Origin of the sequence: Shinella sp. (assembly GCF_035998705.1) — a bacterium.
In the GTDB taxonomy this organism is placed as follows: Bacteria; Pseudomonadota; Alphaproteobacteria; order Rhizobiales; family Rhizobiaceae; genus Shinella.
Genome location: NZ_DASYHH010000033.1, coordinates 441,340 through 456,222 on the forward strand (window position 1 = coordinate 441,340; position 14,883 = coordinate 456,222).

The 14,883-nt window shown below is 65.9% G+C and carries 15 protein-coding genes; 9 read left to right on the top strand and 6 right to left on the bottom strand.

Annotated features, from left to right (window positions below; all coding sequences use genetic code 11):
• Positions 1-92 precede the first annotated feature (92 nt).
• Positions 93-695: a superoxide dismutase gene (locus VGN93_RS30415; RefSeq protein WP_319310906.1), complete on the bottom strand. Its 603-nt coding sequence runs from the start codon at positions 693-695 to the stop codon at positions 93-95.
• Between the two features lie 210 nt (positions 696-905).
• Between VGN93_RS30415 and VGN93_RS30420 the strand changes: the two genes are divergently transcribed.
• Positions 906-1,298: a hypothetical protein gene (locus VGN93_RS30420; protein WP_319310902.1), complete on the top strand. Its 393-nt coding sequence runs from the start codon at positions 906-908 to the stop codon at positions 1,296-1,298.
• 162 nt (positions 1,299-1,460) lie between these two features.
• Here the strand turns inward: VGN93_RS30420 and VGN93_RS30425 are convergent, their stop codons facing one another.
• Entirely contained in the window at positions 1,461-2,345 is an 885-nt protein-coding gene (locus tag VGN93_RS30425; protein WP_327510576.1) for a branched-chain amino acid aminotransferase, read from the bottom strand.
• Between the two features lie 183 nt (positions 2,346-2,528).
• Here VGN93_RS30425 and VGN93_RS30430 point away from each other — a divergent pair, with 183 nt between their 5' ends.
• The 3 genes from VGN93_RS30430 to tam all read left to right on the top strand — a co-directional run bounded on the left by VGN93_RS30430 (position 2,529) and on the right by tam (position 5,253).
• Positions 2,529-3,569: a zinc-dependent alcohol dehydrogenase family protein gene (locus VGN93_RS30430; protein WP_327510577.1), complete on the top strand. Its 1,041-nt coding sequence runs from the start codon at positions 2,529-2,531 to the stop codon at positions 3,567-3,569.
• Between the two features lie 259 nt (positions 3,570-3,828).
• Positions 3,829-4,479: a haloacid dehalogenase type II gene (locus tag VGN93_RS30435; protein ID WP_319310898.1), complete on the top strand. Its 651-nt coding sequence runs from the start codon at positions 3,829-3,831 to the stop codon at positions 4,477-4,479.
• Positions 4,480-5,253 carry a trans-aconitate 2-methyltransferase gene (tam, locus tag VGN93_RS30440; RefSeq protein WP_327510578.1) on the top strand — a complete coding sequence of 258 codons (774 nt, stop codon included), beginning with the start codon at positions 4,480-4,482 and terminating at the stop codon, positions 5,251-5,253. It begins immediately after the preceding gene.
• A gap of 194 nt (positions 5,254-5,447) precedes the next feature.
• Here the strand turns inward: tam and VGN93_RS30445 are convergent, their stop codons facing one another.
• Positions 5,448-6,335: a LysR family transcriptional regulator gene (locus VGN93_RS30445; protein WP_327510579.1), complete on the bottom strand. Its 888-nt coding sequence runs from the start codon at positions 6,333-6,335 to the stop codon at positions 5,448-5,450.
• 143 nt (positions 6,336-6,478) lie between these two features.
• Here VGN93_RS30445 and VGN93_RS30450 point away from each other — a divergent pair, with 143 nt between their 5' ends.
• The 3 genes from VGN93_RS30450 (at position 6,479) to VGN93_RS30460 (ending at position 9,169) form a co-directional block, all read left to right on the top strand.
• Positions 6,479-7,672: an MFS transporter gene (locus tag VGN93_RS30450; RefSeq protein WP_327510580.1), complete on the top strand. Its 1,194-nt coding sequence runs from the start codon at positions 6,479-6,481 to the stop codon at positions 7,670-7,672.
• A gap of 99 nt (positions 7,673-7,771) precedes the next feature.
• On the top strand, positions 7,772-7,906 hold the full coding sequence (locus tag VGN93_RS30455; RefSeq protein ID WP_327510581.1) for a hypothetical protein: 135 nt from the start codon (positions 7,772-7,774) through the stop codon (positions 7,904-7,906).
• 108 nt (positions 7,907-8,014) lie between these two features.
• The gene (locus tag VGN93_RS30460) at positions 8,015-9,169 is read left to right on the top strand and encodes an MFS transporter (RefSeq protein WP_327510582.1); all 1,155 of its coding nucleotides are present in this window, start codon (positions 8,015-8,017) and stop codon (positions 9,167-9,169) included.
• 186 nt (positions 9,170-9,355) lie between these two features.
• Here the strand turns inward: VGN93_RS30460 and VGN93_RS30465 are convergent, their stop codons facing one another.
• Positions 9,356-9,748 (bottom strand): hypothetical protein, encoded by a 393-nt coding sequence (locus VGN93_RS30465; protein ID WP_256120779.1) that lies wholly within the window; start codon positions 9,746-9,748, stop codon positions 9,356-9,358.
• Positions 9,749-9,986: 238 nt separating this feature from the next.
• On the opposite strand from VGN93_RS30465, the gene VGN93_RS30470 reads away from it, so the two are divergent.
• On the top strand, positions 9,987-11,549 hold the full coding sequence (locus VGN93_RS30470) for a helicase HerA-like C-terminal domain-containing protein (protein ID WP_327510600.1): 1,563 nt from the start codon (positions 9,987-9,989) through the stop codon (positions 11,547-11,549).
• Positions 11,550-12,014: 465 nt separating this feature from the next.
• On the top strand, positions 12,015-13,541 hold the full coding sequence (locus VGN93_RS30475; RefSeq protein WP_327510583.1) for an ABC-F family ATP-binding cassette domain-containing protein: 1,527 nt from the start codon (positions 12,015-12,017) through the stop codon (positions 13,539-13,541).
• Here VGN93_RS30475 and VGN93_RS30480 read toward each other — a convergent pair.
• A complete protein-coding gene (locus VGN93_RS30480; protein WP_327510584.1) occupies positions 13,530-14,288 on the bottom strand; it encodes an RES family NAD+ phosphorylase in 759 nt (252 codons plus the stop codon). The two genes, VGN93_RS30475 and VGN93_RS30480, sit on opposite strands and share 12 nt — an antisense overlap.
• Positions 14,248-14,625, bottom strand: a complete 378-nt coding sequence (locus tag VGN93_RS30485; protein ID WP_327510585.1) for an MbcA/ParS/Xre antitoxin family protein — start codon at positions 14,623-14,625, stop codon at positions 14,248-14,250. Before VGN93_RS30485 ends, VGN93_RS30480 begins: the two co-directional genes overlap by 41 nt.
• Between the last annotated feature and the right edge of the window lie 258 nt (positions 14,626-14,883).

A 14,883-nucleotide genomic window follows, 5' to 3' on the forward strand; every position in this document is an offset into this window, starting at 1 on the left:
TTTATGCCATCATCCGGACGATCTGTCGACAAAGAAAAACCCCGGCCGCTTCCGACCGGGGTTTTCACAAACTCGAAAAAACCGAAAACGGCTTACTTCGTGGCGGCTTCGTAGCGCTCCAGGACGTAGTCCCAGTTGATCAGGCTGTCGACGAAGGCTTCGAGGTATTTCGGGCGGGCGTTGCGGTAGTCGATGTAATAGGAGTGTTCCCAGACGTCGACGCCGAGGATCGGGGTGGCGCCGTGGACCAGCGGGTTTTCGCCGTTCGGGGTCTTGGAGATGGCGAGCTTGCCGTCCTTGACGGAGAGCCAGGCCCAGCCGGAGCCGAACTGCGTGGTGCCGGCGGCGACGAAATCGGCCTTGAACTTGTCATAGCCGCCGAGATCGCTGTCGACAGCCTTCTGGAGCGCGCCCGGCAGGCTCTTGCCGCCGCCGCCCTTCTTCATCCACTTCCAGAAATGGACGTGGTTGTAGTGCTGGCCGGCATTGTTGAAGAGGCCCTGGTTGGTGCCGTAGGACTTCTTGACGATCTCTTCGAGGGAGAGGTCCGCGAGGCCCGCTTCCTCCGCCAGCTTGTTGCCGTTGTCGACATAGGCCTTGTGGTGCTTGTCGTGGTGATATTCGAGCGTTTCGCGCGACATGAAGGGCGCAAGCGCTTCGTAATCATAGGGAAGCGGCGGAAGTTCGAAAGCCATCGTGGTGTCTCCTCTTGGCGACGGAATTTTGTAAATGAAATCCGTGAGCGGAACATAGGAGCGGCAACTGGAAGAGGCAACCGTAAGGATTCCAATTTTTCCCGACCTGCGACAAAATCCTTGCCGTTTTCCGTGTCAGATCAATGACGAAGCGGAACGAAAACCGATTCGGGACATTTTCGTCCGACACCCATCAATCCGGAGCATCCCATGCGCGTCCTTCCGCTTACCGCCCTCGCCCTCTCGCTCGCCGCGTCCGCCGCCCACGCCTCGTCGCCCGATGCCTGGGAGGAATTCCGCGCCGATGTGGAGAAGAGCTGCGTGGCGAGCCTGCCGGAGGCGCTCGGCACGCCGACGGTCTTCGTCGAGCCGACGGGCACCGAATCCTTCGGCATCGCCGCGGTCGAAGGCCTTTCGCCGGAATCGAAGAGCCAGGTCACCTATGTCTGCGTCTACGACAAGCAGAAGAAGACGGTGCAGGTGACGCCCGCCATCGCCGCCGAGTTCCTGCATGTGGTGCGCGAAAGCGAGCGCGAGGCCGCCGCGGCGGAACGCGCGGCGACGGGCGACAACAAGACCGTGGACGAGACGGGACAGGAATAGAACGCTAAGCTTCACCAGGCGCCCGTGCTCTAAATCCGCCACGCCCCTCTCCTCCGTCATCCTCGGGCTTGACCCGAGGATGACGGAGGAGAGGTAGGGCGCTCGCATATATCCGAGACGGGTGCATGTGCAAAAGCCGGCCTTTCGGCCGGCTCTCTTGTCTCAGGCGTCGCCGTTCGAATGGGCCCAGTCGAAATAGAGGTCGCGGGCCTTGGCGGTGATCGGGCCGGGCTGGAGATTGCGGTCGTCGAGCCGCGTCACCGGCACCACCTTGGAATAGTTGCCGGAAGTGAAGATCTCGTCGGCCGTCTCGAAATCCGCGAGCGTCAGCGTGGTTTCCACCACCTCGAAGCCCGCGTCCTTCAGGAGGCCGATGACGCGGCTGCGCGTGATGCCGGCAAGGAAGGTGCGGTTGGCGGCCGGCGTGAAGACGACGCCGTCCTTCACCATGAAGATGTTGGACGAGGCGGTTTCGGCGACATTGCCCAGCATGTCGCGCACCAGCGCATTGTCGAAGCCGCGCTTGCGGGCCTCCACCAGCATGCGGGCATTGTTCGGATAGAGGCAGCCGGCCTTGGCATCCGTCGGCATGCATTCGACCGTCGGGCGGCGGAAGGGCGAGACGGTGAGCGAGGACGCCGCCTTCGGGTCGCCCATCGAGGCCTCGAACAGGCAGAGCGCGAAGCGGGTCGAATCCGGATCCGGCGCGACCACGCTGGTCGGCGAGCCGTGCTCGGCCCAGTACATCGGTTTGATGTAGATCGCGGTCTTGCCGTCGAATTTTTCCACACCCTCCCAGGCGAGCGCCTCGATCGCCTCCGCGCTGACCGTCGCCTTCAGGCCGAGCGCTTCGGCCGAGCGGTTGACACGCTGGCAATGGAGGTCGAGGTCCGGCGCGATGCCGTCGAACCAGCGCGCGCCGTCGAAGACGGTCGAGCCGAGCCACATGGCATGCGAGGTGGGGCCGATGAGCGGCGGGTTGCCCGAAATCCATTCGCCATCCACGAAGGTCCAGGTCGTCGAGCGGGGTGCGGTATCGACTGGCATTTTTCTACTCCTTTTCGCCCATCAAGGCCCGAGCGGGCGGGCCGGTCAAGTCGCAAATGCCTTCCGACAGCTGGCAGTGCTTGTCCATTCAAGATGTTGAATGGGTGTATCAGGCCTTGTCATGGGTCACCCGGTTGAGAGCCCGGTGGGCGCATGCCATACAAACATAAAGGGAGAACCGACATGCGCGCGATGTATTACGAGGCCTTCGAGGCGACACCGGAGATCCGCATCCTGCCCGATCCGACGCCGACGCCCGGCGGCGTGGTGATAAAGGTCGAGGCGACCGGGCTTTGCCGCAGCGACTGGCATGGCTGGATGGGCCACGATCCGGATATCCGCCTGCCGCATGTGCCGGGCCACGAGTTGGCCGGGCGGGTGGTGGCGACGGGGAGCGCGGTCAGCCGGTTTCGCGAAGGCGAGCGGGTCACGGTGCCCTTCGTGTCCGGCTGCGGCCATTGCGGCGAGTGCCGATCCGGCAACCAGCAGATCTGCGAGGAACAGTTCCAGCCGGGCTTTACCCATTGGGGCTCCTTTGCCGACTATGTCGCGATCGATTATGCCAACCACAATCTCGTGCACCTTCCCGAAACCATCGACTACGCAACGGCCGCCAGCCTCGGCTGCCGCTTCGCCACCTCGTTTCGCGCCATCGTCGACCAGGCGCGGGTGACGGGCGGCGAATGGGTGGCGGTGCACGGCTGCGGCGGCGTGGGGCTGTCGGCGATCATGATCGCCGCGGCCCTCGGCGCCAACCCGATCGCCATCGACATTTCCGACGAAAAGCTGGCCTTCGCGCGCCAGATGGGGGCGGTGGCGACCGTCAATGCGCGTGACGTCGCCGACGTGGCAGAGGCGGTGCGCGAGATTACTGGCGGCGGCGCGCATGCCTCGGTCGATGCGCTGGGCTCGCCCGTCACCTGCTTCAATTCCATCAAGAACCTGCGCCGGCGCGGGCGGCATGTGCAGGTCGGGCTGATGCTGGCCGATCATGCGACGCCGCAGATCCCGATGGCGCAGGTCATCGGCCACGAGCTGGAGATCTACGGCAGCCACGGCATGCAGGCCTGGCGCTACGACGCCATGCTGGCGATGATCGCCGGCGGCAAGCTCGCCCCGCAAAAACTCATCGGCCGTCATATCAGCCTCGACGAGGCGGTGCCGGCGCTGATGGCGATGGACAAGGCGACGGATCTGGGAATCAGCGTGATTACGCGGTTTTGAGGGATTTTGCGGCTCGGCATACCCCCCTCTGCCCTGCCGGGCATCTCCCCCTCAAGGGGGGGAGATCGGCAGGAGGCAAGAACCTCGCTCAACCGCATCGTCAAAGATGGGCGGAATGTTGCTTCATCCGATCTCCCCCCTTGAGGGGGAGATGGCCGGCAGGCCAGAGGGGGGTAACCACACATGCCCCGCACAATTGACATTCACCGGCCGATAACACCCAATCGCCGGTGAGAATGCTGACAAGGAATCGCCGCCCATGGCCCATGCCGCCTATGTCTTCGACGCCTATGGCACGTTGTTCGACGTGCATGCGGCGGTGCGCCGCCATGCGGGCGACGTGGGGCCGAACTACCAGAATTTTTCCGAGGTCTGGCGCGCCAAGCAGCTGGAATATTCCTGGACGCGGGCGCTGATGGGGTCCTATGCCGATTTCTGGCAGCTCACCGAGCAGGCGCTCGACTTCACCTTCAAGCGCATCGGCGGCGTCGATCCGGCGCTGCGCCAGAAACTGCTCGATGCCTACTGGAAGCTCGACTGCTACCCGGAAGTGCCGGCCGTCTTGAAGGCGTTGAAGAGCCGCGGCGCGCATATCGCCATCCTCTCCAACGGTTCGCCGGCCATGCTAGCCTCGGCGGTGAAGAACGCCGCGCTCGACACCGTCATCGACGACATCTTCTCCGTCGACGCGCTGAAGACCTACAAGACGGCGCCTGCGGTCTACGATCTCGTGACGACGAATTACCGGCTCTATCCGGATGCCGTCTCCTTCCAGTCCTCCAACCGCTGGGACATTGCGGGCGCCACGAAATTCGGCTTCCGCACCGTCTGGATCAACCGCAACGACATGCCGGACGAATATTTCGACCTCGGCCCGGCGCTGATCCTGCCCTCGCTCGAAAGTCTCTGAATGGCCTGGTCCGCGGCACAATACCTGAAATTCGAAGACGAACGCACACGGCCCGCCCGCGACCTTCTCAACCAGGTGCCGGCCGATCTCGTCGCCGGCACGGTCTACGATCTCGGCTGCGGTCCCGGCAATTCGACGGAACTGCTGGTGGAGCGCTTTCCCGGCCGCGGCGTGCGCGGCGTCGACAATGCGGCGGACATGCTGCGGGCGGCACGCGAGCGGCTGCCGGGCGTCGATTTCGTCGAATGCGACCTCGCGAAATGGCGCCCGCCCGAACCGGCCGCCCTGCTCTTCGCCAATGCCGTTTTCCAGTGGTTGCCCAATCATCTGGCCGTCCTGACGGCCCTGATGGACGGCCTGCGTCCCGGCGGCGTGCTCGCCGTGCAGATGCCGGACAATCTGGCCGAGCCGTCGCATATGCTGATGAAGGAAAGCGCCTTTGCCGGCCCCTGGCGCAGCCATTTTGCCGGCGGCACGCCACGGCGAAACCCGCTCCCCGCCCCCGCCGCCTATATGGACGCACTCGGGCCGAAGGCCTCTCGCGTCGACGTCTGGCACACCGCCTACAACCACCCGATGGCGGATGCGGGCGCGATCGTCGAATGGGTCAGGAGCACGGGCCTGCGCCCCTATCTCGACTGCATCCCGGTCGAGGAGCGCAACGGCTTCCTCGCGGACTACGAGAGCCGTATCGCCGCGGCCTATGCGCCCATGGCGGACGGGCGGCGGCTGTTGCGGTTTCCGCGGCTTTTTATCGTGGCGGTGAAGACGTAACCGTCTGGCGTTGGCGCAAGGCACCCCCCTCTGCCCTGCCGGGCATCTCCCCCTCAAGGGGGGAGATTGGATGGAGCAGCGTCTCGCCTATTCCAGATGTTGCGATTAGAGCATCGTCTTTGCCTCTTGCCGATCTCCCCCCTTGAGGGGGAGATGTCCGGCAGGACAGAGGGGGGTGCAACGGCGCTAACGCCTCAAATCTTCTCCACCAGAAAATCGATGAACGCCCGGATGCGGGCCGCGAGGTGTTCGTGGCCGGCGAAGACGGCGTGCGCGATCTCGATATCGCCGGGATTGTAATCCTCCAGCACCGGCACGAGCGTTCCGGCGACGATGTCCGGCTCGACGTGGAAGCGTCCTCTGCGGCCGAGCCCCAGCCCGTCGAGACAGAGCTGGCGCAAAATCGCACCGCTGGAAATCAGCATGTTGCCGGAAACGTCATAGTGCCGGACCGCGCCTTCCACCTTGAACGGCCATGCCTCGAGCGCGCGACGGAAATTGAACCGCAGGCAATTATGGCCGCCGAGCTGATCCGGGTGCGACGGCATGCCGTGGCGCGCGACATAGGCCGGGGAAGCGACGACGACGTGCCGGCTTTCCAGCAACTTCCGCGCCTTCAGGGATGAATCGCGCAAGGGGCCGGAGCGGATGGCGACGTCGGTCCGCTCGCCGATCACGTCGATGACGCCGTCGGTCAGCGTCAGGTCGAGTTCGATTTCCGGATAGAGCGCCAGGAAATCCGGCACCAGCGGCAGGATACAACGCTCGCCGAAACCGACCGAGGCGTTCACCCGCAGCGCGCCGCGCGGCACGACGCGTGCCCCTTCCGCAACGATGCGCTCCGTCTCGGCGATCTCCGCGAGGATGGCGCGGGCGCGGCCGAGATAGACCTCGCCTTCCGGCGTCAGCTCCAGCCGCCGCGTCGTGCGCACGATGAGGCGCGCGCCGAGCCGGTCCTCGATGCGGGTGACGAGTTTGCTGATCGCCGAGGGCGACAGGCGCAGTTTTCTGCCTGCGGCGGAAAAGCTCTTCAGCTCCGCCGCCAGCACGAAAACCTCCATTTCGCCGGCCCGGTTGTCCATGCCCCGCCTTTGAATCGAATTCACATATGCTTATCCACTATGCCTCGTTAACGGGCAAGTGGCTTTGCCCCATATTCATCCCCGAACCAACATCGCAACCCAGCCAAGCCGCGCGGACCCAAGACCGCGCGCAGGGAACCGCCATGCCACTCGCCCTCTTTGCCCTGACCGTCGCGGCCTACGCGATCGGCACCACCGAATTCGTCATCGTCGGCCTGTTGCCGACGGTCGCGACCGACCTCGACATCACCCTGCCGCTCGCCGGCCTCATCGTCTCCGTCTACGCGCTCGGCGTCACTTTTGGCGCACCGATCCTGACGGCTTTGACCGGCAAGCTCGGCCGCAAGCCGCTGCTGATCGGCCTCATGGCCCTCTTCATCGCCGGCAATGTGCTGGCGGCGCTCAGCACCAGCTACGGCATGCTGCTGGCCGGCCGCGTGCTTTCCGCCTTCGCGCACGGCGTGTTCTTCTCCGTCGGCGCCACCATCGCGGCCGACCTCGTCGCGCCGGACCGCCGGGCTTCCGCCATCGCCATGATGTTCATGGGCCTGACGGTCGCCATCGTCACCGGCGTGCCGCTCGGCACCTTCATCGGCCAGACCTTCGGCTGGCGCGCCACCTTCTGGGCCGTTGCCGCCCTTGGTATCGTCGCCTTTGCGGCCATCGCGCTGCTGCTGCCCTCGAACCTTCGCCGGGAAAAGCCGGCGGGCCTTTTGGAACAGGTGCGCGTGCTCGGCTCCGGGCGCCTGCTCATCGTCTTCGCCATGACGGCGCTCGGTTATGGCGGCACCTTCGTCACCTTCACCTTCCTCTCGCCGCTGCTGCAGGACATCACCGGCTTCAGCGCCAACACCGTCAGCCTCGTGCTGGTGCTCTATGGCGCGGCCATCGCCTTCGGCAATATCGTCGGCGGCAAGGTGGCGGACCGGGATCCGGTGAAGGCGCTCGTCGTGCTCTTCGCATTGCAGGCCGTCGTGCTGGTGGCCCTCACCTTCACCGCGCCCTCGCCGGTGCTGGCGCTGGTCACGCTCGCCGCGCTCGGCTTCCTGTCCTTCGCCACCGTGCCGGGCCTCCAGCTCTACGTGGTCGATATCGCCAAGCGCCACCGCCCGGCCGGCGTCGACGTCGCCTCGGCGCTCAACATCGCCGCCTTCAACCTCGGCATTGCCGCCGGTGCCTGGATCGGCGGGCTGGTGGTCGCCTCGCCGCTCGGCCTCGGCGCCACGCCCTGGGTCGGCGCCATCCTGGTCGCCGCCGCGCTCGGCCTGACGCTTGCCAGCGGCGCGCTCGACCGGCGCGAAAGCCGCCAGCCGGACGCCGCCTGCCAGCCGGCCTGATTGCCCAAAACCCTCTCCCGCGGTTCAGGTCGCGGGAGATTTTCATGCCCGGAAATGCCAGACTTGGCCTCCGATTCTCCGCGCCGCGAGGAGGCCCTGTTGGACGATCTCGATGCCCTGCTCGCCGTGCGTGACGGCCACGTGGTCTTCGAGCGCGGCCATCACGCTCACCGTTCCAGTGTCGCATCGGTGCGCAAATCCTTGATCGGTCTCCTGTACGGCCGAAGCCGGTGAAATCCTGCGCGCGCTGCTGCGCGTGATCGGCTGAGCGGCCCCTTCCCAATCAGGGGTCCGATCCGATATGGAGGGGGCGCGCCAAAAATGTGGCGCAGGGAGCCCTCCATGTCGTCCTCGTCCCCCACCGTCTTCGCGCCGGACTGGCCGGCCATTGCCGCCGTCGTTCTCGGCGTCACCGCCTTTTCCGTGGCGCAGGGGCTCACCTATCCGCTGATCTCGCTGACGCTGGAGGCGCGCGGATTCTCGCCGGCGCTGATCGGCGTCAATGCGCTGGCGTTTGCCGGCGGCCTCGCCGCCTCGACGCTGCTGCTCGGCAGCCTGACGGCGCGCTGGCGGGCCGACCGGCTGATCGTCGCAAGCCTTATCGGCTGCTCGTTCTGCCTCGCCACCTTCGCGGCCTTCGATTCCTTTGCCGTGTGGTTCGTCGCGCGTTTCCTGCTCGGCTTTTTTGCGAGCCTCATCTTCATGCTCGGCGAGGCTTGGCTGAACGCCGCCTGCCCGGACCGGCTGCGCGGCCGCGTTTCCGGCATTTATGGCGCCGGCATGTGCGCCGGTTTTGCCGCGGGGCCGCTCGCCATTCCGCTGCTCGGCAGCGAGGGCGGCTTCGGCTTCGCGCTGACCGCCGTCTATCTGGCGATCGTCGCCTTCGCCACCGCCATGCTGATGTTCTCCACCCGCACGGTGCCGGAGCCGTCGTCGACCGGCGACGTCTTCCGCTTCTTCCGGGCGGCACCGCTGCTCGTCGGCATGGTCTTCGTCTTCGGTTTCGCCGATATCGCGGCGATCTCCGCCATGCCGGTCTATTTCGTGAAGATGGGGCACACGGAGGCATTTGCCGCAATCAGCGTCACCGTGCTGGCGCTGCCGACGGCGATCGCCCAGCCGTTCATCGGCATGGCTCTCGACCGACTGCCACGCGAGCGCGTCGCGATGGTCGCCGTCAGCGTGGCGGCGGGAAGCTATCTGCTGCTGCCGTCGATGCAGTCGGAGCTGGCGATCCTGTCGGTCTTCGCGCTGATGGGGACGGCGACCTTCTCGCTCTATACCTGCGCGCTGACCATGCTGGGCGAACGCTACAACGGCACCATGCTGGTGGCGGGAAGCGCCGCCTTCGCGCTCGCCTATGCGGCGGGCAGCGGTGCCGGATCGGGCATGACCGGCGCAATCATGGAGGCCGGCGGGCCGAAAGCCGGACCGCTCTCGGTCGGCCTCATCCTCGTGGTGTTCACCGCCGCGCTGATGATTTCGCGGCGGCGGTAGCGGCACCCCCCCCTCTGCCCTGCCGGGCATCTCCCCCTCAAGGGGGGAGATTGGATGACGAACCGCTTCGCCCCCTTTCGACCTTGCATTGTGAGCAAGGTGCTCGCCTCTTGCCGATCTCCCCCCTTGAGGGGGAGATGCCCGGCAGGGCAGAGGGGGGATGCCTCGTGGAGGGGCTTTATCCGATCAGACGAACTGGCTGAGGCCCGGTACGGAGGCGACGACTTCGTCGACCACGTCGGCGCCGGCGTGCTCGCGGGCAACCGCCATGGTTTCCTTGGCGAGGCCGGTGATTTCGCCCATGCCGAGGCCTTCGCTCATCAGCTGCTGGCCGAGGCCCATGACGCCGCCGCCGCCGATCGCGCTCATCAGGCCGCCGAGCAGGCCGCCGCCGCCCGTGCCCTCGCCATTATATTGCGCAACCAGCTCGGAGGCGCCGGGAATGCTTTCGATCATGCGGGCGACCGGGCCGTCGGCCGCTTCGCGCTGGAGGAAGCCGAGCATCATGCCGATGGCCTTTTCAGCGAGAGCCGCATCGATGCCGACGGCATCGGCAACGCGGGTGACGAGTTCATTCATGGAAAACCCTCCGAGGGAAATTGACGTTGACGTCAAGGTAAATGAATTCTCCGGCAAACTCAAGCCGGGCGCACGGGCCTTGAACGGCAGGACGGGGCGCCCTTTGAAAGCGTGTTGTTCCCGTGCCGGACTATCCTTATAACCTGCCTGAGACGATTCAATGAAAACTTGGGATGGCGCGGTGATCCGCCCCCACCCGGGACGAACGGTTTCAGGGAGTTTCAACGTGACGGAATCGATTCTTCAGGACGGAAAGCTCTATATCGGCACCAGCCGCAAGCCGGACGATACGAACAACAAGCCGGAATATCTCGACCTGAAGTTCGGCAACCGTCACGGCCTCGTGACGGGCGCGACAGGCACCGGCAAGACGGTGACCTTGCAGATCCTCGCGGAAGGGTTTTCCAATGCCGGCGTGCCGGTGTTCTGCGCGGACGTGAAGGGCGACCTTTCCGGCATCGGCGCGATCGGCGAGCCCAAGGATTTCCTCCAGAAGCGCGCCGACCAGATCGGGCTGACGCCTTACGAATTCCAGGAATTCCCGGTGATCTTCTGGGATCTCTACGGCGAGAAGGGCCATCGCGTTCGCACCACCATGTCGGAGATGGGGCCGCTGCTGCTGTCGCGCCTGATGAACGCTACGGATGCGCAGGAAGGCGTCATCAACATCGCCTTCAAGATCGCCGACCAGGGCGGCCTGCCGCTGCTCGATCTCAAGGATTTCCAGGCGCTGCTCAACTATATGGGCGAGAATGCCGCGACGCTCTCCAACCAGTTCGGCTTCATCTCCAAGGCCTCCGTCGGTTCGATCCAGCGCGAATTGCTGATCCTCGAACAGCAGGGCGCCGAGCAGTTCTTCGGCGAGCCGGCGCTGAAGATTTCCGACATCATGCGCACCACCAATGACGGGCGCGGCGCGATTTCGGTGCTCGCCGCCGACAAGCTGATGATGAACCCGCGCCTCTACGGCACCTTCCTGCTCTGGATGCTGTCGGAACTCTTCGAGGTGCTGCCGGAAGTGGGCGATCCGGAAAAGCCGAAGCTCGTGTTCTTCTTCGACGAGGCGCATCTGCTGTTCAACGACGCGCCGAAGGTGCTGACCGAGCGTGTCGAGCAGGTCGTGCGCCTCATCCGCTCCAAGGGCGTCGGCGTCTATTTCGTCACGCAGAACCCGCTCGACGTGCCGGAGACCGTGCTCGCCCAGCTCGGCAACCGCGTGCAGCATGCGCTGCGCGCCTATACGCCGCGCGAGCAGAAGGCGGTGAAGACGGCCGCCGACACCTTCCGCCCGAACCCTGATTTCAACTGCGCCGAGGTCATCACCAATCTCGGCACCGGCGAGGCGCTGGTCTCGACGCTCGAAGGCAAGGGCGCGCCCTCGATGGTCGAGCGCACGCTCGTGCGCCCGCCGGCCTCGCGCCTCGGCCCGGTGACGGAGGCCGAGCGGCAGGCGATCATGAAGGTCAGCCCCGTCGCCGGCCTCTACGACGAGGATTTCGACCGCGAGTCGGCCTACGAGATCCTGACGGCGCGCGCCAAGAAAGCCGCCGATTCGGCCGCCGCGCAGGAACAGGCGCAAGCCCAACCCGAGGAAAAACCCGCCGGCGGCAGCCGCTGGACCTTGCCCGGCTTCGGCGACGAGGAACCGGCCGCGCAGCCCGCCCCGAAGCAGCCGAAGGGCCGCACCGGCTATCAGCGCGAGACGGTGGCGGAGGCGGCGATGAAGTCGGTCGCCCGCACCGTGGCGTCATCGCTCGGCAGGGCGCTGGTGCGCGGGATTTTGGGGAGTTTGCGGCGGTAACGCGAGGTCTGAGGCCTTGGCACCCCCCTCTGGCCTGCCGGCCATCTCCCCCTCAAGGGGGGAGATCGGCAAGAGGCGTGAACATTGCCAAAATCACGCCGTCCATGATGAGCGAAACGGTGCTCCATCCGATCTCCCCCCTTGAGGGGGAGATGTCCGGCAGGACAGAGGGGGGTAGCTCCACCCGCCCCCGTTGCCAATTCTCCCTTCCAATGCTACCCATACGCCCGATTAGCAACACGTAAGAGAGGGGCTGCGCGTGAAGATCGACTTCCTGCCTAATCGCACGCATGGCCCCGGTCATGCCCTGCAGATGCGTTTGCAGGGCTGATCGGAACGAACACTTTTCTTCTGGTCTGCCTTTCCGGCGACGCGGTTTGCCGCGTCGAATTTCCTTGAGCCTCTGCGCGTGACCGACGGCTGAATGCCGCGCCGCCCGAGGCCCTGAAAGACCAGAGACCTCCCATGTCGCTCATCACCATCCGTGCGCTCGGCGTCACGCTGTCCACGCCGCTCTTTGCCAACCTCACCCTTTCCGTCGCCGCCGGCGATCGTATCGGGCTTGTCGCCGCCAACGGGCGGGGCAAATCCACGTTGCTGAAATGCATCACCGGCGATGTCGAGCCGACGACCGGCGAGATTTTTCGCGCTCGCGGGCTGACGCTCGGCCATATGGAGCAGAACCTGCCTGCCGGGCTCGACAGCCTCACCTTCCGCGAGGCGGTGCTCGCCGCACTCTCCCCGGAGCAGCAGGAAAGCGAAAGCTGGCGGGCCGATGTGACGCTGGAAGAGCTGGAGGTGCCGGAAGACTTGCGCGAACGGCCGCTTGCAAAACTCAGCGGCGGCTGGCAGCGCATCGCGCTGATCGCGCGCGTGCGCGTCGGCGAGCCGGACGTGCTGCTGCTCGACGAGCCGACCAACCATCTCGACCTCACCAAGATCGCAAAGCTGGAGGCGTGGCTCGCATCGCTGCCGCGCGACATGCCGGTCGTCATTTCCAGCCACGACCGCGCCTTCCTCGATGCCGTGACGAACCGCACGCTGTTTCTGCGCCCGGAGCGCTCACAGCTTTTTGCGCTGCCCTATTCCCGGGCGCGGGCGGCACTGGACGAGATGGACGCGGCGGAAGAGAAGCGCTTCGAGAAGGACATGAAGGCGGCGCAGCAGCTTCGCCAGCAGGCGGCCAAGCTCAACAATATCGGCATCAATTCCGGCAGCGACCTGCTGGTGGTGAAGACCAAGCAGCTCAAGGAGCGGGCGGAGCGCATCGAGGATGCGGCGAAACCCGCGCATCTGGAGCGTTCGGCCGGCGCCATCCGGCTCGCCAACCGCGGCACCCATGCCAAGGTGCTGGTGACGCTGGAGGATGCTTCGGTGGAGACGCCGGACGGCACGCCGCTCTTCCGCACCGGCCAGAAATTCATCTGCCAGGGCGACCGCATCGTGCTGCTCGGCCCGAACGGCGCCGGCAAGACGCGGCTGGTGCGCCTGCTCCGCCAGGCGGTCGAGGCGGCAGGTGCCAACCATCACGGCATCAAGGCGACGCCGTCGCTGGTGCTCGGTTACGGCGACCAGGCGCTGTCCGACCTGTCCGACAGCGAGACGCCGCATGGCACGATCATCCACCGCTTCGATGTCGGCGACCAGAAGGCGCGCAGCCTGCTTGCCGGCGCCGGCCTTTCGATCGAGATGCAGGGGCGGCCGGTCGGCCTGCTTTCCGGCGGGCAGAAGGCGCGGCTCGGCATGCTGGTGCTGCGCCTCACCAACCCGAACTTCTACCTGCTCGACGAGCCGACCAACCATCTCGACATCGAGGGGCAGGAAGCGCTGGAGCGGGAACTGACGGCGCGCGAGGCAAGCTGCCTGTTCGTCTCGCACGACCGCGCCTTCGTGCGCGCGGTGGCGAACCGCTTCTGGGTGATCGAGAAGCGGCGGCTGATCGAGGTGGAGGGGCCGGAGGACTTCTTCGCCGAGGCCGCTCTATCCGCGTGAGGCGATGCGCGGGTCGGCGCGAAAATCCTCGCGGGAAAAGCCGATGCGGCGTGGCGGGTGGTCGCACAAAGCCTGCACGCCGAGCGCCGACAACCGGATGCGCCAGGTCTGGCGCTCCACCGGTTTCGGCTGGGCGAAGGCGGTGGCGGTGAGCAGCGCCATGTTGGTGCCGGCGGCAGGGTCGCGCACCGAGCGGTAGAGGATGGCGGCCATGCCCGCCGCCCGTGCGCCGTCGGCCAGCGCCTGGCAGGCGACGTAGTCGGTCGGATGCGTCCACAGCGCCGCGTCGCGGTCAAGCGGCGGGGTTGTGAGGTCGATGGCGTGTCCGGTGCCGATCGCGGCGGAGAAGGCGGTGTAGTCGGCGGCGTTGGCCGGCAGCGGCGTGGCGGGCGATTCGGCGAAGAACAGCAGGCGGTAGAAGGCCATTTCGGAGAGCGCCGTCTCCACCGTCAGCGCCGCGTAATAGACGCCGAGCGTGCGCCCTGCCCTGCGAAAACGCGAGCCGTGCGGATAGACCGCGCCGTAGCGGAAGGGCGTGGCGAGCAGGTAATCGAGGCCGGCGCATTCCGGCGGCAGCACCGGCTTGCTTTCCTCCAGGATGTCCTCCAGCAGCGCCTGCTCCTCCAGCGTATCGACGAGTTTCAGCGTCGAGACGCGGTGCTGCGCCTCGACGAAGCGCCAGACATTGCCCGAGAAGGGTCGCGCCTCAGACGAGAGCGCGGCGGGCGTCCAGATAGGCAAGGACATCGACAAGACCGGAAATGGAGATGATACGATCGACGGGGCGGGCGCGAAGTGCCGCGTTTTCCGCCGTCATCCAGGCGCGGGCGACACCCTCGTCGCCGCCGGTAATGGCATCGAGCGAGCGGAACAGGCGCACGAGCAGCACGGCCAGTTCGAAGGGCTTGGTGCCGCGCTCCAGGAGCACGTCCTGCCGCTTCAGCCGCGACACCGTCGCCTCCGAAACGCCGATGACCGCCGAGAGGATGCGCGCCGTCAGCCCCAGCCGGTCGGCCGCGCTGACGGCAGCCTTGGTGAGCACGGCGCCTTCTGCATTGGCCTGCGGTATGGGTTTGCGCTGCATGAACCATCTCCTTTCATAGGAAATAATATAGCCTCTATTTTTCCGATGACAAGGGTAAACGGCAGAAAGCCCGGAGGCTGGGGCTCCGGGCCTTCGCACAAGGTCTGTGCCGGGGACGCTTACTTGCAGACCTTGATCTTCTTGATGATGACGTTGCCGTAGTAGTCGTAGGACTTCACCTTCTTGATGAAGCAGTGCGGCTTGTAGCCGTAGCTGTAATAGCCGGCCTGCGACGGGGCGGCAAAAGAGATGGCGGCG